Source organism: Bacillus mexicanus (assembly GCF_050445615.1).
GTDB lineage: Bacteria > Bacillota > Bacilli > Bacillales > Bacillaceae > Bacillus > Bacillus mexicanus.
The window spans coordinates 99559-122749 of sequence record NZ_JBCEYV010000004.1 but is presented as its reverse complement, the minus strand read 5'-3'; the positions used below and the strand labels follow the sequence as shown (position 1 = coordinate 122749).

The following is a 23191-nucleotide window of genomic DNA, read 5'->3' as shown; positions in this document are numbered from 1 at the left end:
AGCCCGCCGTACAAGCCGGCGGGCAGCAATCGTTAAAACGGCCCCCAATTGATCATGACGCCGATCACAATAAAGACAAGCCCAATCAGAAACCAAAGCAGAGCAAGCGGCACCATAAACCGAAGCCACTTGATATATGGAATGCCGCTGGCAGCAAGCACCGCCATGAGAACGCCAGAGGTTGGGTTCACACAGTTGACGACTCCTTCACCAAGCATAACAGCTTCTACCGCAACCTGTCTTGTCATTCCCATCAAATCAGCAAGCGGAGCCAGAATAGGAATAAATACAACGGCTTCTCCAGACCCTGAAGAGATGAGAAAATGAAGCAGCGCACTGGCGATATACATGCCGATCGCGCCGGCAATCGGGCTGAAACCATCCAAAAGCGAAGCCAAAGCATTGACGACTGTATCGAGAAGCTTGCCGTCTTCAAGAATGACGGAAATGCTTCGTGCCATCCCGACAATCAATGCCCCATACACAAGGCTTTGGCAGCCCGTAATAAACGTTTTGGCAATATCATTCGCCGCAAGTCCGCCTATTAAACCGGCAAGGACAGAAATAAAAATAAACGTCGCAGCCATTTGGGAATCAGACCAGCCCAGCTTCAAAGCGCCGTATAAAAATCCGAGGAGCGACAGTCCCGTCACAGCTAAAATCAGCTTATGGCGAACGGTAAACGCCACTGACTGATCTTCTTTACCGGCTTTGCCCATACCTGCCGCCGGGAACCAATTTGTTCCTAACACACTGGCATCCTTTGATTTTTTTAATTTTCTTGTGTACAGATAGATATAAAGAATAGAAGACAGCAAGAAGCATATGTATATCGCAACACGCAGGCCGATTCCTGAAAAAAGAGGCAATTCCGCGATTGATTGCGATAAGCCGAGCGGAGACGGCGATAAGATGGTGGAGTTAAAGCCAGCGTAGCAGCCAATGTAAATAACAGCGGCCCCCGCAACTGCGTCCCATTTTAAGGATCGTGCGACAATAAGGCCGATGGGGATAAACCCGATAACTGAATTCACGACAATTCCGGTTGTTCCGAGAATGGAGAACAATGCGCTGACAATACAAATAAATAACAATTGCTTCGTGCGGAATTTGCTGATGACATTGTAGATCAGGCCGTTGATGGCACCCGTTTTTTCCAAAATGGCAATGGTGCCGCCTGTGAATAAAATCAGAAAGATAATCGGTGCTGATCCAACCATTCCATCCTGAAGAGAAGTAAAAAAGCTGAACAGACTGATCGGTGACTGATCAATTGAATGGTAGCTTCCCGGAACAGCAGTCGTGACATCCCCCTTTGACACGCGGTCAAATTCACCCGCCGGTATAATATACGAGGCAATGGCACAAATGAAAGCAATGATAAATAAGAGGACATAGGCGTCAGGCATTTTGAATGTCGTTCTTTTTTTCTTAGGCTGTGTTTCGGCTGCTGGTACGCTCATATTTTGATCCATCCCCTCTGTTTGAAAATATTAATTATTCTGAAAAATATAAATATGTGCTATATTATATACAGTCTATATGCCTGTTTCAATAGAAAAAAAGGAAAGAAGGTAAAATTCATTCTGGATAAAAGGAGGCACTTCTTACCATGCAAAAGCTTTCAGAAAACATGAAACAAACCGTTATGGACGTCTTCGAGCATCTGCATGCAAACCCTGAAGTCAGCTGGAAGGAATATGAGACAACTGCATTTCTCAAACAAAAGCTTGATGATTTAGGATGCCGGACACGCACGTTTTCAGATTGTACCGGAGTTATCGGTGAAATCGGGTCAGGCACGCCGGTTGTAGCCGTTCGCTCTGACATTGATGCGCTATGGCAGGAGGTTAACGGCACATTCCGCGCCAATCATTCCTGCGGCCACGATTCACATATGACAATGGCATTGGGCACGTTAATGCTGCTGAAAGAACAGCCCAAGCTTCCAAAAGGGACAATCCGTTTTATTTTTCAGCCGGCAGAAGAAAAGGGCGGCGGCGCCTTAAAAATGATAGAAGAAGGCGTGCTCGATGATGTCGACTATTTGTACGGTGTTCACGTCCGCCCGATTCAGGAAACGCAGAACGGACGCTGCGCTCCAGCTATTCTGCACGGGTCAAGCCAGCATATTGAGGGGACAATTATCGGAGAAGAGGCCCATGGCGCCCGGCCGCATCTCGGGAAAAACAGCATTGAAATTGCGGCATTTCTCGTACATAAGCTCGGACTTATTCATATTGACCCGCAAATCCCGCATTCCGTCAAAATGACCAAACTCCAAGCCGGCGGTGAAAGCTCTAACATCATTCCGGGAAAAGCATCATTCAGCCTTGATTTGCGAGCGCAGACCAATGAAGCCATGGAAACGTTAATCGCCGAAACAGAAAGAGCCTGCGAAGCGGCCGCAGCCGCATTCGGCGCAAAGATCGCACTGAAAAAGGAACACAGCCTTCCTGCGGCAACACTAAACAAAGAAGCTGAAGCGATCATGGCAGAAGCCATTACAGATATCATCGGGGCTGAGCGGCTCGATAAACCGCTTGTCACAACCGGCGGCGAGGATTTCCATTTTTACGCCGTAAAAGTGCCGAACCTCAAAACAACCATGCTCGGTCTCGGCTGCGGGCTCCAGCCGGGTCTCCACCATCCACACATGACCTTTGACCGAAACGCGATATTTACCGGCATTCACATTTTGGCTAACGCCGTGATCAAAACCTTTCAGAAAGCGGAAACATCCGCTGCCGTTAACGCTTCTTAACGAAAAAAAGCAGCCTGGCTACAGGCTGCTTTCTTCATTACTTCTTCAAATCTTCAATTGAGTTGACGTTTTTCATATATTGCGGAACAACAAGGCCCATTTTCACGCCAGTCATACTGGTGCCAATATCATCATATTTGCCTTTATATTTGGCGGCGTATGCTTTATGGGTATTCGGCAGCCATGCGGAAAGGGATGCATCCGCGCTCCCCGTCGCAATTGCGGTCCACATTGGCCCGGCTTCTACCTGAGTAAGTGTCACGTCATACCCTAAGTCTTCTAAGACTTTACCCATCACGTTTGTACTTGCAATCTCACTGTCCCACGCTACATAGGCAAGATTGATTTTGTCACCCTTTACCTTTTGAACACCTTTTGTCCACTCCGCAATCTGATCTTTATGCTTTTTCACATAATCAGCAGCGACTTTGGCGGGTTTCTCGCCTTCTTCCACTCTGATCATCACTTCTCCCATCTCGTCTTGCGTCCATTTAAACTGACTGAGAAGCTTTGCAGCATTAGGCTGTTCTTTGCTGAAGCCCTTGCGTGTGACCGTATGGATTTCCTCTGCGCTTCCGTAGGATTGCTTCGGATCATCGAGATATTTCAGCTTATATCTGGAAAACATCCAGTGCGGTGTCCATCCTGTAATAATAATCGGTTTCTCACGGTCGTATGACTTTTTAAGCGTTGCGGTCATCGCGGCGCTTGAAGCCGTAATCACTGTCCAGTCATCCAGGCTATAATCTTTCATCGCTTGGTCGGTCAGGGCCATAATCCCTGAACCGGGGTCAATCCCGATGATAGTCTTATTCACCTGTTCAGCCGCGGTTGCATTTTCATCGCTTTCTGAACCGCAGGCCGCAAGTGAGAGCGCAAGCATGGCGGTAACGCCGATACCGATGATTTTTTTAAGCATCAGGCATTCCCCCTGCTTTTCTTCTTCACTTTAATGTTTTGCGTAATACGGTCGAGTGTAATTGCAACGATAACGATGGCGATACCAGCCTCTACACCGACCCCTGTTTTCAGCTGTGTAACAGCGCTGTATACTTCAGAACCAAGTCCAGGCGCACCGACCATTGCGGCGATAACAACCATTGATAACGCAAGCATGATGCTTTGGTTGATTCCGGCCAAAATGGTTTTTGTCGCAAGCGGAAGCTGAACTTTAAACAAACGCTGAGCTGTCGTAGAACCGAACGCCTCAGTCGCTTCAATCAGATCCGCCGGAACTTGTTTAATACCGAGAACAGTCATACGGATTGTCGGCGGCATTGCAAAGATAACAGATGCAACAACCCCCGGTACAACACCGATGTTGAAGAAGAAAATTGCCGGCAGTAGATATACGAAAGCAGGCATTGTTTGCATTAAATCAAGAATAGGCGTTACAATACGGCGAACCGTTTCTTTTTGGGACGCCCAAATTCCGATCGGAACCCCGACCACAATCGAAATAATCACAGATGTCAAAACAAGCGCCAATGTTTGAAGCATTGGATCCCAATATCCTAAATAATCAATCAGAAGGAATCCAATTAATGTAAATAACGCAATTCCTCTCGTACTGAACCACCACGCGAGTGCGGCGAAAATAATCGTTAACAAAATAGATGGGATAAATCCAAGCCCGCTGACAATTCCATTTACAAAAGCGGCCAAACCGTTTGCGATTCCGTCGAAGAATCCGCCAAACGTTATCGTAATCCAGTCAACAAAACGGTCAATGATATCTGCTAAAGGTATTCTAGGCAGTCTATCCATCTTACTTCACCTCCTGTGCAGAAGGATCTTGTGTTTGTTCATCAGTACCTTCAGCATTGATATACTCGTTATTGCCGGCAAGCGCGCCAATCAGTGCGCCTTTTACGACAATCCCTTTCATTCTTTGCTTCTCATCTACAACCGCAATTGGAATATTCGCGTCAGAAACGGCGTCAAAAATCTCTGTAAGATACGTATTCTCTGGTACAGTCGTAAATTCTGTATTCAAAATGTCTTGAAGCGGCAATTCAGACTCAGCCGCTTTTTTCGCATCAGACGCATAGATTACACCTAACAATTTCTTTTGTTTATCCACTGCGTAAATTGAAGAAATTCCAAGGTTTTTCATTAGTGTCAATGCTACGCGAGGCCCTTTATCAATCCGCACAGTTTCAGCGCGTTTCATAATGTGGCCTGCTGTAAGAACTTTAGATAAATCAACATCCTCGACGAATTTCTCAACATATTCGTTAGATGGATTCATCAGGATTTCTTCAGGCGTGCCGATTTGAACGATGTTACCGTCCTTCATTAGAACAATTCTGTCACCGATCCGCAATGCCTCGTCCAAGTCATGCGTAATAAAGATAATTGTTTTTCCGACATTATCGTGAAGATCAAGAAGTTCATCCTGCATATCTTTACGAATCAATGGATCGAGCGCACTGAACGCTTCATCCATCAGGAGAATGTCCGGATCATTTGTCAACGCGCGGGCAAGGCCGACACGCTGCTGCATCCCGCCTGAAAGCTGGTCAGGATATTGGTGTTCAAATCCTTCAAGTCCGACAAGCTTTAAAGACTCAAGCGCTTTTTGCTCACGCTCTTGTTTGTCTACACCTTGAAGCTCCAGTCCGTATTCTGTGTTTTCAAGAATCGTTCTGTGCGGGAACAGAGCGAACTTTTGGAAGACCATGCTGATTTTTTTCCGGCGGACTTCCCGGAGCTGGTCTTTAGACATATTTGTTATCATGTCACCATCAATGTAAATATTGCCGGCAGTCGGTTCAATAAGCCGGTTTAATAGCCGTACTAACGTTGATTTACCGCTCCCTGATAGACCCATGATGACAAATATCTCACCATCATATACATCAAAATCTGCCTGATTAACCCCAACGGTTGCTCCAGTCGCTTTCAAGATCTCTTTTTTTGTCTTTCCGTTGGCAAGCATTTGAACTGCTTTTTTTGTGTGTTTTCCAAAAATCTTAGATACTTTCTCAACTTTTATCTTAATTTTCTCATCTACACTCATATTTTCCCTCCATATTAAACACTCCATCTTACCGTAACATTTATGTAACATTCTTCACAAACAGCATATTCTCTTTTATTCTACACCATTTCTTTATAAACATCCATGTAACAACATGACCTTATTTATGCTTCTAAATGCTCTGTAATCCTCCTTTATGATTGTATTTTACAGAAGGTTTTTAATATCTCCGTGTATAAAAACGCTTTAAATGGGATTGGATCCCTTCTTTCTCCTAATACTTCCGCTTGACTAATGGGAAAAGATGTTTCCCGGCACCTATTATGTTATGACTATGAAACAATCAGATGATCAAATCAGATTCCGTATGTTTAAAGCATGGTTAGATGAATCGAGGCTTGTTATTATTCGTACGCTTTATTACAGCGGAAAAGAACTTAGCTGCGGTGTGACAGGTGAAAAGTGCAATATTGTCAAATCACAGCATCAAATCATTTAAACACTGCGTGAAGCGGAGTTGACGGCAACGCGGAGAGATTCGCGGACAAAATATATCAGTCCGCGTGAAGACATAAGTCAAAGAGATTTGCCATTGGAATAAGGTACCCTTTTGCTTGCTTCTCTTCCCCCTCTTTTTACAGGATCAGCTTCATTCTCTGTAATTTGGTTATGCGATCAGGCTGTCAAGAATAGCTCGACAGCCTGAGCATCTCATTCAAGCTCAGTTTGTTTCGTTTCTTTCCCCATAATCAAAATACAAGCAACCGCGAGTAAGATAGCAATACAAAAGATTGAAAAGATGATCGAAAATGAGATATGACGGGCTGCCAGCGTCCCGACGAGAAGCGGCCCGAAAATGCCTCCGATTCTTCCAAACGCCGCTGTCGTTCCTGAACCTGTCGCGCGAATCGCTGTCGGATATTGTTCTGGTGTATAGGCATACAGCACGCCCCACGCACCAAGATTGAAAAATGATAACAGCATTCCGGCTGCAAGCAGAAGGCCTAAGGAATCTGCCGTTCCGAAGAAATAGGCGCTTCCTGCTGTACCAATCAAGTAAATGACAAGTATCCATTTCCGGCCCGCTTTTTCGATCAGCCAAGCGGCAGAAAAATAGCCTGGAAGCTGAGCAAGCGTCATCAGCAGGACGTATTCAAAGCTTTGAATCATGCTGAATCCCTTTAAAAGCATGACACTCGGCAGCCATAGGAACATGCCGTAATACGAAAACACCACACAGAACCAAACGATCGACAGCATCACAGTCGGCCGTCTATACTGTCTGGCCCAGACGCTTTTTACATTCTCCCACACCGATTTCTTTTTGGCGGAAAGCGACTCATATTTTGGCGAATCAGGCAGCCCCGTCCGCAAGTACAGCGCATAAAAAGCAGTCAGTGCGGTTAACAGCAGGGCGCCCTGCCAGCCGAAGCTTGGGATCACAAAGTAAGAAATCAGCGCCGCCGCCAGCCAGCCCACTGCCCAAAAGCTTTCCAAAAGAACAATCATTCTGCCCCGCTTTTCAGGCACAACTGCTTCGGACACGAGGGTTGAAGCGACTGGAAGCTCACCGCCAAGCCCCATTCCGATCACGAAACGCAAGATGAGGAATGCTGATAAACTCGTCACAAAAGCGGAAATGCCGCTTCCGATTGAAAAGCATAAAAGGGTAATGATAAACACCTTTTTGCGGCCAATTCGATCAGCCATGAGACCAAACAAAAACGCACCGACAGCCATGCCGACGGAATTGACGCTCCCGATCCATTTCATTTCTTCGGGCGACAGGTTCCATTCGACATGCAGGGCGGCGATAATAAACGATAATATTCCGACATCCATTGCATCAAACAGCCATCCCAAGCCGGCGATGCCCAGCAGTTTACGCTGAGAAATAGGCTGTTGTTTTCCCATTGCCAACACCTCTGATATACAAAATGATTACCGTTTAAGTTTACATCTGTCTTTACACGATGTCATTAACAAAAACAAAAAATCCCCGCTTATGTTTCACAAGCGGGGGATTTTTTATTGCTCCAATGCTGCTTTTTTAATATTATCCTGCAGCTGAGCAATACGTCTCGCGCCGTCTTCACGGAGGCGTTTGTTTTCTTCTTCGATTTGTTTTGTTTCCTGCATGCCGCTGACGATCGTGTTCCAAGACGATTCGATCGTTTCTATATCGATGCTTGGTCTGCCAGCCATTCTGGCAATTTCAACGCTTTGGCTGGAGATGTTTTCAGCATTTCGTTTCAGCATTTCGTTTGTCCGGCGGTCAAGCTCGCTCATAGAGTCAGCCACAAGCTTTTGCCGTTTTACCGTAACAGCCTGAATAATGCCGTTTTTGAAAATCGGAATGGTGATAATGAATGCGGAATTGATTTTCCCGATCAGCTTTGTATTTCCGCGCTGAAGGAGACGGATCTGAGGTGCCGTTTGAAGAGCCACCATCCGCGCCATATCCAAATCATATACCCGTTCCTCAAGCGCCTGAATGCCGTTGCGCAGCGTATCAAGCTGCATTTGCGCCAGCTGATTGCCGCTTGCCGCTTTTTCTTCATATGAAGGAAGGATTGATTGCATCTCTTCCAGCTTCATTTGTCCGGCAACGACATACTTTTCAAGCTCCATATAGTAGTTGACATTGTTTTCGTACATTTCATCGAGCGTGTAATTCGTCTTTGTCATCTCATCTTTGTATTTCGAAATCTCAACGTTGATTTTTTCAATCTCTCCGCCTAGCGTCTGATACTTTTTAAAGATTTTTTCGATCATGCTTTCGCCGCGTTTGAAAATTTTCGCCATCAATCCCTTCGGCTCATCAAAATCATTTTTATCGAAGCGATCCATGATTTTTCCAAGCTGAGTCAGCATTGTGCCGGAGTCTGTCACACTTGTTGTTTTCATCATCCCCAAGATGCGGTCAGAGAACTTGGAAATTTCAACAGCCGGCTCCTTCCCGTATTCAAGCAGCTCCATTTGGTTTTTAACGTCAATTTGCTGCGCAAGCCGCTTTACATGCGGATCTTGGCGAAGCTGGAGACGGATATCATCAGCTTTTTGCTGGGTAATTTCTTCACTTTTATCGAGAACAATCGGATTTTGATTTTCTGTTGTCATGCTTTTTTCTCTCCTTACTTTTGGGTAATCGTTCTGAACAGCCTGCTCACAAGCGAAGGCTCTTTATAGTCCTGCTGAAACACCATGTCATCCAGCCAGTGGATATCATACTGATCCTCTTCAATAAGCTGCTCAATATCTTGATGGCCGGGAGGGTTATAAATGACGATATCAATCCCGATTTCATTCAGGAACAGCAAAGCAGCAGCATCTGAACGCGTGAGTCCGCCGTTCATTTCTGTGTGATATAAAAGAAGCTTTGGAACGGCTTGCGCATAGTCGAACATGTGAATTAATTTCAGCAGATGAGCAGGCAGGTTTGTTGTTTGTTTAAACAAGTAGATTTGAACATCCTTGACTTGTTCCTGATGCAAAGCCTTAAGCTTTGGTTGTCTGCACATTCTCGAAATTGTTTTGGCAATGGCAGTCTGAACGCCGGCCGGAAGCTGCTTGTACTGCCACACATTGCTGGCCATCAGCTTATCCGGATCAATATTCCCTTCGTGGTCAAGCGCATGGCTGTAATGAAATTGATAGTTCGATTTTATTTCTTTTGTAAACGGAAAGCTTCTGACCATTTCTGTTTCCTGATACTCAGCTAATGTATGAAGCCTGCTCCAATATTCTTTATTGTCCTTTGATACACCCATAATTTTGGCAAACACATTTGGAATCTCGATAGAATGTTGATCAGCTTTGAAATTAGGTCGAATAAAGGCACGTTCTTTCGTAATTAAGAACAGTTCATCATAGGTTGTTTTCAGCGTAACAGACATCGGTGTGTGTTCTCTGAACTGCCATGGCTTGTACAGCATAGATTCCTCGTGGTTCAGCACATGTTCAAATTCCTTTGTTGAACGGTAGGCCACTGTTGATTTCCGGTCTGGTTTTTCTTTCGGAAACGGCTGAAGCTCCGACACATCGGGAAGCTTTTCGGTAAAACTGAGCTCCTGCTTCGGATCGACAAGCGCCAGCTGATCGGTTCCTGCCGGATGGAACAGCAGAACATCGCAGCCGACGATCATTAGATAATATAAGAAATAGAGCTGGCTTTTTGTCGCATCACCATACCAAACAACCTTTGGCATCTCTCGCTCTATATCGGTATTTTCCAGCCAAGGATTCAGGTGATTCAAGGAAAACTTCGAAACATCAAGCAGCACTCTGCGAAAATCAGGATGATTCAGCCCTTGATCATGCCTGTCTGCAAATGTGTGTAAAAGCGTCATCAGCGCCGTTCTTAAATGGCGGTGCATCAAGGGATTTGAATGATTTGCAATCAGCTTTTGCCCGTCTAGAAAGGCAACAAAACGGCTGACTGACAGTCCTTTTTCCTTCTGGCTGATCAAATGAATATGCTGGAGCTTTTGAAATGTGTCCGGCTCGATCGTTTTATCAAGCGTTTCACTTAGAATGGTAATGCGTTCGTTTATAGACAGCTCATACAGCTCGTTATAGTAGTCTGTCTCATCAATAGGCGTGCCTAAAATCTGTCCCGCAAGACGAGAAAATGAGAGGCCTTGTTTTGTTTCAAAGTGGTCCCGCTCATCCAATGGCTGAAGCAGCAGGCTTTTCCAATCCCCGTCAGCCGGAGCCGCTTTATGAATGATTAGTTCTTCTTGTCTCATCATATCCTCCTTTCCGGTTTGTCTTGAACGATATTTCTGTAACAAAAAAGGAAGGACATAAACCTCCCTCCTTGTTTTGTTTTATTCTTCTTTTGACGCGGCTGTCTGTTCGCGCACTTGCTTTTGTTTGTTGATGTAGTGAATGATAAATGTAATCACAAAAGCAGCAATAATGATAATGAAGAACACAGAGTGCGGCATTTCGTAATGGAAAGCGCTCGCCGCCATTTTCAGCGCGATAATGCCGATTAATACGAATGCTGTGTTTTCCAGCTCAGGAATTTTATCAATCAGGACAAGGAATACTTTTGCCACTGTACGCATCATCAAGATACCAAGCATACCGCCAATCATAAGCACCCATACTTTTTCAGACACTGCAAATGCAGCCAAGATGCTGTCCACAGAGAAGGCGAGGTCCATCAATTCAACTGAAATGACAGTCGCCCAGAAGATCCCGAACGTGCGGGCCATCCACGAATTTTTCTTAATGCCGTCCGCTTCATCTTCTTTTTCGCCGATCCAGAAGTGCTTAATGACGATCCAAGCCAGATAAAGCGCGCCAAGCACTTTAATCCACCAAAATTTAATGAGGAGCATGCCGAGCCCGATAAAAATAAACCTAAAAATATACGCTCCAAACAACCCGTACGTTAACGCTTTTTTCCGCTGTTTTTCCGGCAGGTGTTTAACCATGACCGCAAGAACAAGCGCGTTATCAGCTGATAAAAGAGCCTCCAAAACAACAAGGGAACCGATCAGACCCCATGAAACAGGATCAGTCAAAACTTCCCCCCACATTTTCCAATCGAAAAATGAAGCATACGTAGACATGATATGATGTAAAAAGTCCAAGTTTTTTCCTCCCATTACTTTAAAACGGTGACGTCTCTATTTGTCACTCGCTTACACTTGTAAACCGTAGTTCCGGCACAATGAAGCCAGTCCGCCGGAAAAACCGCTGCCGATCGCATTGAATTTCCACTCGCCGCCGTGTCTGTAAAGCTCGCAAACGACAACAGCTGTTTCAATGGAGAAGTCTTCTCCTAAGTCAAAGCGCAGCAGCTCATTCTGCGTTTCTTCATCCACAACGCGGACAAACGCGTTGGATACTTGTCCAAAGTTTTGGCTGCGTGCTTCAGCATCATGAATGGTCACTGTGATGCCGATTTTTTCAATGTTAGCAGGGATCTTTGAAAAGTCAACGATAATCTGCTCATCATCCCCGTCACCCTCACCTGTGCGGTTGTCACCTGTATGGATGACACCGCCGCTCGGATGTTCAAGGTTATTATAAAAGACAAAATCGAGATCATTCACGCAGTTATCATTCGCATCTACTAAAAAGGCTGAAGCATCCAGATCAAAATCATGTCCGCCCGAGTACTTGTTTGTATCCCAGCCTAATCCGATTACCGCTTTTGCGAGTCCCGGATTGGTTTTCGTTAAATCAATGCGTTCTCCTTTTGATAATTGAATGGCCATATTGTCTCTCTCCTTTTGCTCTTTGTATTTGTCTTAACCGACTTGCAAGCCGTAGTCCGTTGCGATCCGGGCAAGGCCGCCTTGGTAGCCTGAGCCGATAGCGGAGAATTTCCACTCGCCGTTATGTCTGTAAAGCTCCCCTGCAATGATTGCCGTTTCAATAGAGAAATCTTCGGCAAGGTCGTAACGGATGAGTTCTTCATTTGTTTCTTCATTGACGATGCGAACGAACGCATTTGATACCTGTCCAAAGTTTTGGCTGCGCGCTTCCGCTTCATGAATAGTGATAACAAATGAGATTTTATCAATGTTAGCAGGCACAGCGCTGAGGTTGACCTTGACACTCTCGTCATCGCCTTCGCCAGCACCAGTCAAATTATCGCCTGAGTGGACGACTGAACCATTACCGCCTTCAAGCTGGTTATAGAAAATAAAATCATTTTGAGATGCGCATTTTCCAGACGCATCTAAAAGAAACACACTTGAATCAAGGTCAAAGTCGTGTCCGCCATCATACTTATTCGTATCCCAGCCTAAACCGATAACAACCTTTGAAAGACCCGGATTTGTTTTTGTTAAATCTACTTTTTGTCCTTTTGCCAATGAAATTGCCATGCTTCATCCACTCCTATTCTTTTATACGTACCGGCTGATAATATCTTCTAGTCTTGTATCATTTGTGCCTTCACCGATCGCCGCAAACTTCCACTCGCTGCCGCTGCGGTAAATTTCAGCTGTAATCAGGCTTGTTCTGCCGGCATAATTGTCTCGCAAATTGTATTTGAGCATTTCTTCTTGATTAGATTGATCGACCACACGGATAAACGCGTTTTGAATCATGCCGAAATCCTGTCTTCTTCTGACACAATCATAAATGTTCACAACAAATACAAGCTTATCAATGTGTGCAGGCACTTTTTCCAAATCTACTATGATTTGCTCGTCATCGCCATCACCGTCGCCCGTCAGGTTGTCTCCTGTATGCTTTATGCTGCCGCAGCGGCTTTTCAGGTTGCCGAAATAGATCAAATTTTTCTTATCGGTAAATTTTCCGTTTTCAAGCATCAGCACTGACGCGTCACAGTCGATATTCGGACCGCCTCCGCCAAGCAGTTTGCTGAAGAAACCTCCGCCTGAAGAAACCGGGTCCCAACCAAGACCGACCAGCAATTTTGACAGGCCGGCTTTTCCTTTTGTTAAATCAATTCGCTGACCTTTTTCTAAAGAAATTGCCACACGATTCACTCCTACTCATCAAAATATGAAGATAGTCACTTTTATTTTTAGGCTCACATGAAAAATAAGCCGTAAATTATTAATATATACGTTTATTATTATACCAAAGTTTCGTAAAAGTTTAGAATAATTGACGAAAATCCTCGAAAAAAACCTCCATATTTGCTATCTGTTATGCAAATGCTATGAAATACGTATTTTAAACAAACCATTTGACGCGGACAAGTCATTTTGCCTATTCTTGTGTCACATTCTAAAAACAGACAGAAAGGGAGCGTCCTTTTGATTCATTTAAGCATACTTGATCAGGCACCTATTTCTAAAGAAGAAAGTGCTGTGACGACTCTCCAGCATTCGGTTGAGCTTGCCCAATTAAGCGAACAGTGGGGCTATATGCGTTATTGGTTTGCCGAACATCACAGCACGAAAGGACTGGCAAGCACAGCGCCTGAAATCATGATCGCCCGGATCGCAGCACAGACAAGCACAATTCGTGTCGGATCGGGAGGCGTTCTGCTGCCCCAATACAGCCCGTTTAAAGTGGCTGAAACCTTTCGCCAGCTCGAGGCTCTGTACCCAAACCGGATTGATCTTGGCGTCGGGCGTTCTCCCGGCGGCACAACAAAGACCCGTCTTGCGTTAACGGACGGAGTGAAAAAAAGCTTGACCGAATTTAACAGACAACTTGAGGATGTCTCATATTTTCTCACAGATTCCCTTCCTTCCGAGCATCCGTATGCCGGAATCAAAGCGGCGCCCCTTATCGATACTGCACCGGAGCTATGGGTGCTCGGGCTTGGTGAAAACAGCGCAAGGCGTGCGGCGCACAAGGGCATTGGATATGTCTTTGGCCATTTCATTAATCCCGAACGGGGAGAAAGTGCGCTTCGCGTCTATCGGGAAAACTTTCAGCCATCGGCCCATTTCTTGTCTCCGGCAACGCTGTTTACGATTTTTGTCATTTGCGCAAAAACAGATGAAGAGGCAGAAGACCTAGCTTTAAGCCAGGATTTATGGCTTCTTCGCGTCGGAAAAGGCTTGGACAGCCGTGTGCCGAGCATCGAGGAGGCAAAAGCGCACCCCTACACAGCAGCTGATAAAAAACAGATAGAAGAAAACAGAAAGCGGATGGTGATCGGTTCTCCAAACACCGTCAAGCAGCAGCTATTAGCGCTCGCAGACCGCTATGAAACAAATGAAATCATGATTCTGTGCAATGTGTTTGATTTTGAAGCAAAAAAAGAATCGTATGAGCGGCTTGCCGGGATATTTCTATAAAAAAAGCAGTTTTCCATTTGGAAAACTGCTTTTTAAGCTATTGGCGCCCTTTTTTACGCAAAGCTTCCTTTTTGATAAACGTCCAAACTCCCTGAATGATAAACCCGATCAAAAGCAGAACGATTAAAAGCAGGGTAATAGACGGCCCTGGGGGCGTTCCAAGCTGATAGGACGATGTCAGACCCATAAATACACTGAATAATGAAATGAGTATGGCGGTCATAAATACCATGTTAAAGCCTTTGGCTATTCTGATGGCGAATGCCGCCGGCAATACGAGCAGGGCTGATACAAGAAGAACCCCGATGATCGGGATAATGACTGAGATCGCAAGGCCTGTGACGATACTGAATGACATTGACAGGAAGTTTGTGTTAATTCCTGATGTTTTTGCTGTTGCTTCATCAAACGTCAGCAGGTAGAGGGGTCTCTTCAGCACAATAAAATAAAGGAGAATCAGCACTGTAATGATGGCGATTATATACACCTGCTGCTGGTTCACTGTTACGAGCGATCCAAATAAGTATTGGTCGATGCTCATATTGGCGGTGCCTTTTGAAAGGCTGATTAAAAACATTGCGAAGGACAAACCAGCTGCCATTAAAATCGCAATGGACACCTCTGAATATGTCCGATATGCCCGCCGCATGTATTCAATTCCGATGGCGCCGGCCGTCACAACGACTATGCTCGCCGCTGTAATATTGGTGCTGAGGAAAAAGCCGATGGCAACACCCGACAATGAAATATGTGAAAGTGTGTCAGCCATTAAGGCCTGTCTTCTGAGAACGAGATATACTCCTAAAATCGGAGCCATGATGGCGATCATGCCGCCTGCTAGAAAAGCTCGTCGCATGAATTCCAAGTCAAACATTTCCATCCGCCTTTTTCTCCTCTCTCCAATCGAATTACTTTATCTAAAAATTGCTGTACTTCATTTTGCTCATGAGTGACCATGACAACTGTGCGGTTGTGATTTTTCACGAGATGGTGCATAAATTCGTAAAATCCTTTTCTGCTTTCATGGTCAACGGCTGTTGTCGGTTCGTCCAGCATTAAGAGATCCGGGTTGCTGGCAAGCATTCTGGCGATACAGATTTTCTGCTTCTGTCCGCCTGATAAGTCACCGATTTTCCGGTGGCGGAGGTCCCACATTTCCACCATTTTCAATGCTTTTTCTACTTCAAGATGATCTTCTTCATTTAAACGCTTAAACCATTTCCCTTTTGTGTAGCGGCCTGACTGGACAAGCTCCAGCACTGTGCTCGGAAACCCGGCATTAAATGAAGAAATTTGCTGCGGGACGTACCCTACGGTCAGGCGTTTGCCTTCTGCATTCCGTTTACTGATTGTCACTGTGCCTTCCCACGGTTTCAGCATGCCAAGCATGACCTTTATTAGCGTCGATTTAGAAGCGCCGTTTGGTCCGGTGATGCCGACAAATTCACCGCTTTCAATATCAAGTGATACCTTATCCAGCACAGGCGTGTGTGAATAGCCGAAAACGATACCTTTCAATGAGACGAGATTCATGTTAATCTTCCTTTCTCACAAAGAAATAGCGTGCGCCCTCCGGCGCACACTATCTTATGATTTAACCAATAGTGAATCTTTCAGGGCATCAAGGTTTTGCTTCATAATGTCGATATACCCTATCCCTTTATCCTGTTCTTCTTTACTTAAGCCTTCCAATGTATCGAGCACTTCTGTCTTCGCGCCGATTTCATTGGCAAGCGTTTCTGCGACCTTTGAGGATGCAATTTCTTCAAAATAAATAACGTTTACGTTGTGTTCTTTTGCATATGTTTTCAGCTTTGCCAAGTCGGCTGGGCTCGGTTCTTGTTCAGGTGAAAGCCCTGCAATCGGAACCTGCGTCAAACCGTAATCTTTTGCGAGATAGCTAAAAGCTGTGTGCTGCGTAATAAATTCTTTCTTCACTGCTTTTTTTGCGGTTGTACGATATAGTTTATCAAGATCCTGCAGTTTTGCAATATATTCTGCACTATTTTTCTCATAGTATTCTTTATGATCCGGGTCCTGTTTTACGATTTGCGCCGTAATATTTTTAACTTCCTTTTGCGCCAAAACAGGGCTGAGCCATATGTGGGGGTCCATTTCATGGCTGTGATCATGCTCCTCATGGTCCTCATGGTCTTCGTGCCCTTCTTCAGAGCCTTTCATTAAATCAATACCTTTGCTCGCATTGACGAAAACGGCATGATCTTGGCCCATGCTTTTTTCAGTTGTCGGAACCCATGTCTCCATGTATTCACTATTATAAACGAACAAATCAGCACCTTGAATGTTGGCAATGTCTTTCGGCGTTGGTTCCCAATCATGCGGTTCGACTGAAGATGGGATTAATAAATCCACATCGCCTTTGTCTTTTACAATTTGTTTCGTAAATTCATACATCGGATAAAATGTTGTGACAATGTGCAGTTTATCGCTCTTAGAATCTGTCGACCCTTTTGTTGATGAATTGCCGCATGCTGCAGCCAATAAGAAGCACGCTGCAATCACAAACAAACCGCTCCATTTTTTAAACATAGCGTATATCCCCTCTTTTTCAAAATGACTTAAATCAAAATGATAACGATTTTGTAATCCTATATCATAATAAACCGAAGTCATTACGTTTTGCAAGATTAATTTTTTATTTATTTTATTCTTCCCATCTATGGCGCGAATATAAGCACGTAAAAAACCCGGCTGAAATGCCGGGCTTAAGTCATTTGATTGTATTGTCAAGAAGATACACTCTGCTCTCGTAAGGCTGAAATACCATTTCGTCAGCAAGATCACCATTGTTGTTATAATTGCTAAGAAGCAGGGATGATTGTTCCTTACCGCATTGCTTCGGCCATCGGAAAACAGCCTGTTTGTTTGAAAAGTTATTGACCGATAATAGCTGCTGTTTTCCGTTTTCTCTCATGTATACAAACAGTTGCGGGTCATCCTCAAGCAAAAGCTCATAGCTTCCTTTGATGAGATCAGCGTACTGCTTTCTCAGGCGGATCAGCTTTTTGTAATAGGTTAAGATCGAATCAGGGTCTGTCTGTGCCTCTTCCACATTGATGGACGTAAAGTTAGGATTGATCTTCAGCCAAGGCGTGCCCTCAGTAAAACCGGCATTTTTACCGCTGCTCCACTGCATCGGCGTCCGGGCATGATCCCGGCTTTTGGCTAAGATTGATTTCATCACATCATCTGGGTCATACCCCTCTTCAAACACCCGTCTATGATACATATTGACCGTTTGTATATCTTTGTAGTCCTCAATTCGGGTAAACGGCGCGTTTGTCATCCCGATTTCTTCACCTTGATACATGTACGGCGTTCCCTTCATGAGATACAGAACAGTGGCCAGCATTTTCGCAGATGCTTTGTGATATTCCCCATCATCTCCGAACCTGGACACAATCCGAGGCTGGTCGTGGTTGCACCAATACAAGGTATTCCAGCCTTGATGTTCAAGCTTCTTTTGCCATGCTGTTAAGACCGCTTTTAAATCAGACAGCTCGAGAGGCTTTAAATCCCAGTTTTCTTTTCCCGCCTGCTGGTCAAGCTCCATATGCTGAAAGTGAAAAATCATATTCAGCTCATGCTCATCTGTACCCGTATATTTCAGGCCCTCATCCGGTGTGACATTGCCTACCTCTCCGACAGACATCACATGATACCGAGAAAATACTTCATCAGTCATTTCTTTTAAATACTCATGGATTCGTTCGCCATTTGGCTTGAAGGATTTCGGTTCTGCCTGTTGATTGATATAGTCCTCATATGAAGGAAGATATTCTTTCTTAGAAATGAGATGGAGCTGATCTATACGCAGGCCGTCCACCCCTTTATCGAGCCAAAACCTCATCATCTCAAACACTGCTTGGCGCACTTCAGGATGCTCCCAATTTAAGTCAGCTTGTTTGACGGCATTCATATGAAGAAAATATTCTCCCGTATGCTCCTCATATTCCCAGACCGGGCGTCCATAGTTAGACACCCAGTCTGTCGGAGGGCCGTTTTTTGTGCCGGGGCGCCAAAAATAATAGCTGCGGTATTTGCTGTTTTTGTCCATTTCAGCTTCTTTAAACCATGGATGCTCGACAGAGGTGTGATTTAATACAAAGTCCATGACCAGCTTTAAGCCCCGCTGATGCACCTGGTCAATCAGTTCGTGAAAATCGTCCATCGTTCCATATGAGTCCATAATTGCTTTATGGTCTGTCACATCATAGCCATAATCAACATTTGGAGAAGGATAGAGCGGGCAAACCCAAATGACATCCGCTCCGAGCTCCTTTATATAATCAAGGCGGGAAATGATCCCCCGCAGATCTCCAATCCCATCTCCATTGCTGTCCTGAAAGCTTCTCGGATAAATTTGATACACAACCGCATCCTTCCACCATTCTGTTTTCATCCCGCAATCCCCCTGTTATGCGTCCTATTCAAGCTGAGATGGATAAAGTGTCATTCCGCCGTCGATAAATAAAGTTGTGCCAGTCACGTAGTTCGCTTCCCCAGATACGAGCCAAGCTGCCGCTGCCGCCACTTCTTCCGGTTTTCCGAAGGTTTTCATCGGAATCTTTTTCAATTGTTTTTGTCTGCTCTCTTCCTCTTTCGTATCAACATTTGATTCAGTGGCAATGGTGCCGGGTGCTATTGCGTTGATGCGGATTCCTTTTTCCGCATAATTAAGCGCCAGCGTTTCTGTCATCATCTTAATGCCGCCTTTGGACGTGGAATACTGGACGTTGACAGGGCGCGGGATCTGCTGGTGAACACTCGAGATATTCAGCACATTGCCTTTGATGTTGTTTTTCATCATGTGTTTAAGCGCTGCTTTGGCTCCCATAAAGGTTCCAGTAACGTTAACATCAATGACTCTCTGCCAATCCTCAAGATCCATTTCATGCGGCATCGCCTCCGCGCCGTTAAAGCCGGAGTTGTTCACCATCACATCGAGTGTGCCGAAATGCTCTAAAGCGGCATCAACAAGCGCCTGAATTCCTTCTTCTTTTGACACATCCGCCTTAACCGCGACGGCGTTTCCTCCATTATTCTTAATGATGTCCACAGTTTCATCGGCTCCAGATGGATCGCTGTGATAGTTCACGACAATATTCATTTTCTCCTGTCCAAACCGCTCTGCAATGGCTTTTCCGATTCCTTTTGAAGAACCTGTCACAATCGCTGTTTTTCCAGTTAAATCTTTATACATAAACGATATCCTCCTCTGATTTTTCATTCTGCAGTGGAAAATACCCCATTTTCTTTGGTTAAAAACAGCACAAAAAGCAGAGAGCCTGTGTGCTCTCTGCCTAAGATAATGGGCACAATTCTGAAATGATTTTTGCTTGAGCGATTGTGCAGCCGTATTTGTTGTCAAAACTTTAATGGTTTTCAACCACTTAAAAAAACTATTGAAAGCGCTGCTCAGCAAGCCTCTTTTTAATATTCATCAGCCTGCGGTAAAAGAAAGCAGCAGACTCATACCGTTCCTGCTGATTGAAATGTTCCGCTGTATCATGCAGCAGATCCTCAGCATCGGCAAGAAGCTGGCGGGATTCCAGGAGGTCAAAGCATTCTGTAAGCATGTCCCGGTCGCCCTTTCCAAGGTACAGCTCATGAATGAGGCGGAATTTCGTTACATATATGTCATCTCCCCATTCAGTGGCGCTTTTTACCCCACGCTCGTACGTCTCTGCCGCTTGGTCGTATTTTCCCTCTTTACAGTAGATGTGGGTCAGTGAGAAAACAGCTTGAACAGCCTGCTGAAAATAGTGCTCCTCAAAAATGGCGGCGGCTGTTTTGAAATAGTGCTCCGCTTCACTGTAATCGCCAAGACTATACTTACAGTGCCCGACATTATAATAGGCAGCGGCGATCATATACGCTTCTTCCAGCTGCCTTGCATGCTCTAAAGCACTGTTCAAATGCGTAAGCGCTTTTTCATGATGATAAACATCAGTCAAATTTCCGGCGATGATAAATTCACACTGTACGCGGCGGCGGCCGTACAATTCATATTTTGTATAGATATCAAGTGCCTGGCTCGCATAATTCATTGAAAAATACGTTTGTTTGATGTGATAATATACTTCTGCAACCTTAAAAAGAAACTCAGCTTTTTCGATCTCATCCTCGACATACTCGAGTTTTTCCTCAGCATGCTTATAATGGTCAATCGCTAATATGAAATTTTTCTGCTTAAATTCGTACATCCCTCTAAAATAATAAAAGTAATATTCCAATAAGCCTGTGAGTTTTTGCTGATTGCTTTCAATTTCGTTCAGCATCTCAGAGAACGGAGGCTTGGTGTCGCTGTCTCTCACCGGCATCAGCTTATCAAGCATGATTCGATGCCGGAATTCCATCAAAGAGAAATATAAAAGCAAGTCCTGGTTTTCTTCCATGTCTTCTAAATCGTATTTAATTTCCTGCTTTAACGCTTCTGCTTGATCTGCTTCAAATGCGCGAATGAACCTGTACCAATCGTTTAGCTTTACTGCTACTTCCTCAGATGGAATCTTCGCTTTCATCGGTCTGCCTCCTTCCTCCTGCTACTATTTATGTTATATTTTATCATAAATGTTCGCTTTTAGAGAGAGTCAATCAATGAAAGCATTTACATTCAGCACATCATGAGAAAGTGAGAACGATATGAAATTATCCGCAAAAACATCTGTTATCTTATGTATTTTATTTCTGCTAGATCTATGTTTGGGCTATGTACGTCATGAATGGCATTCCCAAAACGCCCTGAAGGATATGCCTGTCCCTTCGGAGCTTCATCCGGTTGTGCAGCAAAATGCCGATGCCCTCAAGGCCGCTGCAGCGAATAAAGGTATTTCCATCGTCATTACAGAAGGATTCAGATCCTTTAAGGAACAAGACGAATTATATAAACAGGGACGCACAAAAAAAGGGAATATTGTCACCTATGCAAGAGGAGGGGAATCGTATCATAACTATGGTTTAGCTATTGATTTCGCCCTTCAAAAAAAGGATGGGAGCATCATATGGGATATGGAGTATGACGGCAATCAAAACGGGAAATCAGATTGGCTGGAGGTTGTCGAGATTGCTAAGAAACTCGGTTTTAAGTGGGGCGGAGACTGGAAACGATTCAAGGACTATCCCCACTTGGAAATGGTCCCTGACTAACCTCCCTCACAGCCTTTTCTTTTTCCTTACATGCGCATCAATATAGGCAGGATAAACCGGCTTATATACAAGTCTGTAGTGATGGTCGCTGCCTGCTGTAAAATCAGGCTGCCACTCCAGCTTCACATCAAATGAAGCCAAAAACGTTTCTTTCGCTTCTTCAGCAGAAACATCCGGCCTGTGATTGATCGCCTCCAATTGCTCAGGATCAATATCCGGTGCCATAAAAGCGTCAATCAATCCTGTTTCCGGATTGACAAGGATGCGGGCAGCGCCGAACCGCAGCGGCACTCCTTTATACCAGACAGAAAAATGATTGCGGAGCCGCCCTCTTTCATCAACTCGAATAGGGTTCGCTCTGAAAAACTCAGCCGCTCTCGGATAGAGGGCGTACAAAAATTGAAGCGCCGTCCTTTGGCATTCTTCTGTTGAGCACGGGCGGCTGATCGGCTGATCCATAAAAGAAATCGCCGCTTTTAATTTCCCGGTTTTTTTATCCGTCTTCATTTTGATTGTATTTTTATTTCTCGTCTCAAAGTAACTCCCAATGCTTAAATCCTTCCGTTCCGGCGCAGAACCTTTTCGCCACGTGCTCCCTATTTCATCTCCAAAGTCCTTTTCACCGATTTTCTGCATATCAGAGGTAAAGCCCAGCATGGCATATATGTCGATTTCTTCCATATCATGATACGACGGCAGAGGTACTGCGTCGTCTATTCTTTCATCTGCGATATGCTGATCGGGCACAATTTCATTGACGTCGGCGGGATAGCTGTATCCCGGGAGAATCGGTTCATACACAAGTCTGGGTGCCTGTTCCCCATCAACGACATCGTACATCAGCTTCAAAGACATTGTATTTAAGTAATGGGACATAACCTTCTCTTTGGCTACAAATTCCTTTGGCACTTCAGCTTTGTACTCTTCTCCGTAATATAAGAAATGGACGACCTTTCCGGTTCGTGCTATATCGATTAAAAAACCTGAATTGGGAAGGGGAAGCCCTAATTCCATTTTGGTATAGGCAAAACGGAGATGCTGTCCCCGTTCTTCCTTGCCTTGAAAGTCGAATTTCATAAATGTGCCAGGGTGGTAGGCAGCGGCAAACCGCAGAGCCGTCAGCTTCAGTTCGGCATCTGGAAGTTTTTTATCTGCCTCAGGACGTACGGTTGTTGAAAAGGTGAGTAAAGCGCCATCATGTCCGAGTTCAACGATAATGCGTTTTTCCGGATCTTTAGGGTCCTTCCAGGTGAAATATGCCTGCCCCTTCTTCTTTTTCTTTTGATCGTAATCTTCTATCTCAAGCTCATAATGAGGCGGTACATTCCCGATCTCTTGCGCCTTCTTTTTCAGCTGTTTATTAACCAATGAAGTCATCCTTTCAAAGAGTCTACGACAAAGAGAATACTGCTTATTATATAAAAAGACCTTTCTTCTTTTAAAGTGAAAAAAGGTCTTTTTCTATTATTGTCATTTGTTTCTGATATTCTTTCTATTATTTTCATCACACCCGCCCTTTACAACTGC

At 44.7% G+C, this 23191-nt stretch carries 21 protein-coding genes and 1 pseudogene; 4 read left to right on the top strand and 18 right to left on the bottom strand.

All coding sequences use genetic code 11. From position 1 onward, the window contains the following. Positions 1-32: 32 nt before the first annotated feature. A complete protein-coding gene (locus tag AAGG74_RS19965) occupies positions 33-1463 on the bottom strand; it encodes a YfcC family protein (protein WP_429676930.1) in 1431 nt (476 codons plus the stop codon). Positions 1464-1612: 149 nt separating this feature from the next. Between AAGG74_RS19965 and AAGG74_RS19960 the strand changes: the two genes are divergently transcribed. Then, positions 1613-2764, top strand: coding sequence for a M20 peptidase aminoacylase family protein (locus tag AAGG74_RS19960; RefSeq protein WP_429676929.1), 1152 nt, complete (start codon positions 1613-1615; stop codon positions 2762-2764). Positions 2765-2801: 37 nt separating this feature from the next. Here the strand turns inward: AAGG74_RS19960 and opuAC are convergent, their stop codons facing one another. The 3 genes from opuAC to opuAA are packed head-to-tail and all read right to left on the bottom strand — an operon-like array spanning position 2802 to position 5786. Beyond that, positions 2802-3683, bottom strand: coding sequence for a glycine/proline betaine ABC transporter substrate-binding protein OpuAC (gene opuAC, locus AAGG74_RS19955; protein WP_429676928.1), 882 nt, complete (start codon positions 3681-3683; stop codon positions 2802-2804). Beyond that, positions 3683-4531: a glycine/proline betaine ABC transporter permease subunit OpuAB gene (opuAB, locus tag AAGG74_RS19950; protein WP_162103060.1), complete on the bottom strand. Its 849-nt coding sequence runs from the start codon at positions 4529-4531 to the stop codon at positions 3683-3685. Before opuAB ends, opuAC begins: the two co-directional genes overlap by 1 nt. A 1-nt stretch (position 4532) precedes the next feature. Then, on the bottom strand, positions 4533-5786 hold the full coding sequence (opuAA, locus tag AAGG74_RS19945; protein WP_429676927.1) for a glycine/proline betaine ABC transporter ATP-binding protein OpuAA: 1254 nt from the start codon (positions 5784-5786) through the stop codon (positions 4533-4535). A gap of 265 nt (positions 5787-6051) precedes the next feature. Between opuAA and AAGG74_RS19940 the strand changes: the two are divergent. Further along, a pseudogene (locus AAGG74_RS19940) lies at positions 6052-6348 on the top strand (ArsR/SmtB family transcription factor). A gap of 110 nt (positions 6349-6458) precedes the next feature. On the opposite strand, the gene niaP reads toward AAGG74_RS19940, so the two are convergent. From niaP to AAGG74_RS19905, 7 genes are all read right to left on the bottom strand, one after another. Next, positions 6459-7661: a niacin permease NiaP gene (niaP, locus tag AAGG74_RS19935; RefSeq protein ID WP_429676926.1), complete on the bottom strand. Its 1203-nt coding sequence runs from the start codon at positions 7659-7661 to the stop codon at positions 6459-6461. A gap of 114 nt (positions 7662-7775) precedes the next feature. Next, positions 7776-8867 carry a toxic anion resistance protein gene (locus AAGG74_RS19930; RefSeq protein ID WP_162103063.1) on the bottom strand — a complete coding sequence of 364 codons (1092 nt, stop codon included), beginning with the start codon at positions 8865-8867 and terminating at the stop codon, positions 7776-7778. Positions 8868-8881: 14 nt separating this feature from the next. Next, on the bottom strand, positions 8882-10495 hold the full coding sequence (locus tag AAGG74_RS19925; protein WP_429676925.1) for a YceG family protein: 1614 nt from the start codon (positions 10493-10495) through the stop codon (positions 8882-8884). Positions 10496-10576: 81 nt separating this feature from the next. Continuing rightward, positions 10577-11350 carry a TerC family protein gene (locus AAGG74_RS19920; RefSeq protein WP_162103065.1) on the bottom strand — a complete coding sequence of 258 codons (774 nt, stop codon included), beginning with the start codon at positions 11348-11350 and terminating at the stop codon, positions 10577-10579. A gap of 51 nt (positions 11351-11401) precedes the next feature. Further along, the gene (locus AAGG74_RS19915) at positions 11402-11980 is read right to left on the bottom strand and encodes a TerD family protein (RefSeq protein WP_162103066.1); all 579 of its coding nucleotides are present in this window, start codon (positions 11978-11980) and stop codon (positions 11402-11404) included. A 33-nt stretch (positions 11981-12013) separates the two neighbouring features. After that, positions 12014-12595 (bottom strand): TerD family protein, encoded by a 582-nt coding sequence (locus AAGG74_RS19910; RefSeq protein ID WP_162103067.1) that lies wholly within the window; start codon positions 12593-12595, stop codon positions 12014-12016. A gap of 21 nt (positions 12596-12616) precedes the next feature. Continuing rightward, positions 12617-13216 (bottom strand): TerD family protein, encoded by a 600-nt coding sequence (locus AAGG74_RS19905; protein WP_162103068.1) that lies wholly within the window; start codon positions 13214-13216, stop codon positions 12617-12619. Between the two features lie 282 nt (positions 13217-13498). Between AAGG74_RS19905 and AAGG74_RS19900 the strand changes: the two genes are divergently transcribed. Continuing rightward, on the top strand, positions 13499-14494 hold the full coding sequence (locus AAGG74_RS19900; RefSeq protein WP_162103069.1) for an LLM class flavin-dependent oxidoreductase: 996 nt from the start codon (positions 13499-13501) through the stop codon (positions 14492-14494). Positions 14495-14531: 37 nt separating this feature from the next. Here AAGG74_RS19900 and znuB read toward each other — a convergent pair whose 3' ends face one another. The 6 genes from znuB to AAGG74_RS19870 form a co-directional block, all read right to left on the bottom strand. Then, positions 14532-15374 (bottom strand): zinc ABC transporter permease ZnuB, encoded by an 843-nt coding sequence (znuB, locus tag AAGG74_RS19895; RefSeq protein WP_162103070.1) that lies wholly within the window; start codon positions 15372-15374, stop codon positions 14532-14534. Continuing rightward, positions 15332-16027, bottom strand: a complete 696-nt coding sequence (gene znuC / locus AAGG74_RS19890; RefSeq protein ID WP_162103071.1) for a zinc ABC transporter ATP-binding protein ZnuC — start codon at positions 16025-16027, stop codon at positions 15332-15334. Before znuC ends, znuB begins: the two co-directional genes overlap by 43 nt. A gap of 54 nt (positions 16028-16081) precedes the next feature. Continuing rightward, positions 16082-17044, bottom strand: coding sequence for a metal ABC transporter substrate-binding protein (locus tag AAGG74_RS19885; protein WP_225493920.1), 963 nt, complete (start codon positions 17042-17044; stop codon positions 16082-16084). A gap of 181 nt (positions 17045-17225) precedes the next feature. After that, complete coding sequence (locus tag AAGG74_RS19880; protein WP_162103073.1) at positions 17226-18917, bottom strand: glycoside hydrolase family 13 protein; 1692 nt, start codon at positions 18915-18917, stop codon at positions 17226-17228. A 24-nt stretch (positions 18918-18941) separates the two neighbouring features. Beyond that, positions 18942-19718 carry an SDR family oxidoreductase gene (locus AAGG74_RS19875; RefSeq protein ID WP_162103074.1) on the bottom strand — a complete coding sequence of 259 codons (777 nt, stop codon included), beginning with the start codon at positions 19716-19718 and terminating at the stop codon, positions 18942-18944. 199 nt (positions 19719-19917) lie between these two features. Continuing rightward, positions 19918-21039, bottom strand: coding sequence for a Rap family tetratricopeptide repeat protein (locus AAGG74_RS19870; protein WP_162103075.1), 1122 nt, complete (start codon positions 21037-21039; stop codon positions 19918-19920). A gap of 121 nt (positions 21040-21160) precedes the next feature. Here AAGG74_RS19870 and cwlK point away from each other — a divergent pair, with 121 nt between their 5' ends. Then, on the top strand, positions 21161-21664 hold the full coding sequence (cwlK, locus tag AAGG74_RS19865; protein WP_162103076.1) for a peptidoglycan L-alanyl-D-glutamate endopeptidase CwlK: 504 nt from the start codon (positions 21161-21163) through the stop codon (positions 21662-21664). Positions 21665-21670: 6 nt separating this feature from the next. On the opposite strand, the gene AAGG74_RS19860 is transcribed toward cwlK, so the two are convergent. After that, the gene (locus tag AAGG74_RS19860; protein WP_429676924.1) at positions 21671-23032 is read right to left on the bottom strand and encodes a YcdB/YcdC domain-containing protein; all 1362 of its coding nucleotides are present in this window, start codon (positions 23030-23032) and stop codon (positions 21671-21673) included. Positions 23033-23191 lie beyond the last annotated feature (159 nt).

Bases quoted from the DNA above. Each gene is read 5' to 3' on its own strand.
- AAGG74_RS19965 (WP_429676930.1), bottom strand. From the start codon at position 1,463: ATGAGCGTACCAGCAGCCGAAACACAGCCTAAGAAAAAAAGAACGACA.
- AAGG74_RS19960 (WP_429676929.1), top strand. From the start codon at position 1,613: ATGCAAAAGCTTTCAGAAAACATGAAACAAACCGTTATGGACGTCTTC.
- opuAC (WP_429676928.1), bottom strand. From the start codon at position 3,683: ATGCTTAAAAAAATCATCGGTATCGGCGTTACCGCCATGCTTGCGCTC.
- opuAB (WP_162103060.1), bottom strand. From the start codon at position 4,531: ATGGATAGACTGCCTAGAATACCTTTAGCAGATATCATTGACCGTTTT.
- opuAA (WP_429676927.1), bottom strand. From the start codon at position 5,786: ATGAGTGTAGATGAGAAAATTAAGATAAAAGTTGAGAAAGTATCTAAG.
- niaP (WP_429676926.1), bottom strand. From the start codon at position 7,661: ATGGGAAAACAACAGCCTATTTCTCAGCGTAAACTGCTGGGCATCGCC.
- AAGG74_RS19930 (WP_162103063.1), bottom strand. From the start codon at position 8,867: ATGACAACAGAAAATCAAAATCCGATTGTTCTCGATAAAAGTGAAGAA.
- AAGG74_RS19925 (WP_429676925.1), bottom strand. From the start codon at position 10,495: ATGAGACAAGAAGAACTAATCATTCATAAAGCGGCTCCGGCTGACGGG.
- AAGG74_RS19915 (WP_162103066.1), bottom strand. From the start codon at position 11,980: ATGGCCATTCAATTATCAAAAGGAGAACGCATTGATTTAACGAAAACC.
- AAGG74_RS19910 (WP_162103067.1), bottom strand. From the start codon at position 12,595: ATGGCAATTTCATTGGCAAAAGGACAAAAAGTAGATTTAACAAAAACA.
- znuB (WP_162103070.1), bottom strand. From the start codon at position 15,374: ATGGAAATGTTTGACTTGGAATTCATGCGACGAGCTTTTCTAGCAGGC.
- znuC (WP_162103071.1), bottom strand. From the start codon at position 16,027: ATGAATCTCGTCTCATTGAAAGGTATCGTTTTCGGCTATTCACACACG.
- AAGG74_RS19885 (WP_225493920.1), bottom strand. From the start codon at position 17,044: ATGTTTAAAAAATGGAGCGGTTTGTTTGTGATTGCAGCGTGCTTCTTA.
- AAGG74_RS19880 (WP_162103073.1), bottom strand. From the start codon at position 18,917: ATGAAAACAGAATGGTGGAAGGATGCGGTTGTGTATCAAATTTATCCG.
- AAGG74_RS19875 (WP_162103074.1), bottom strand. From the start codon at position 19,718: ATGTATAAAGATTTAACTGGAAAAACAGCGATTGTGACAGGTTCTTCA.
- AAGG74_RS19870 (WP_162103075.1), bottom strand. From the start codon at position 21,039: ATGAAAGCGAAGATTCCATCTGAGGAAGTAGCAGTAAAGCTAAACGAT.
- cwlK (WP_162103076.1), top strand. From the start codon at position 21,161: ATGAAATTATCCGCAAAAACATCTGTTATCTTATGTATTTTATTTCTG.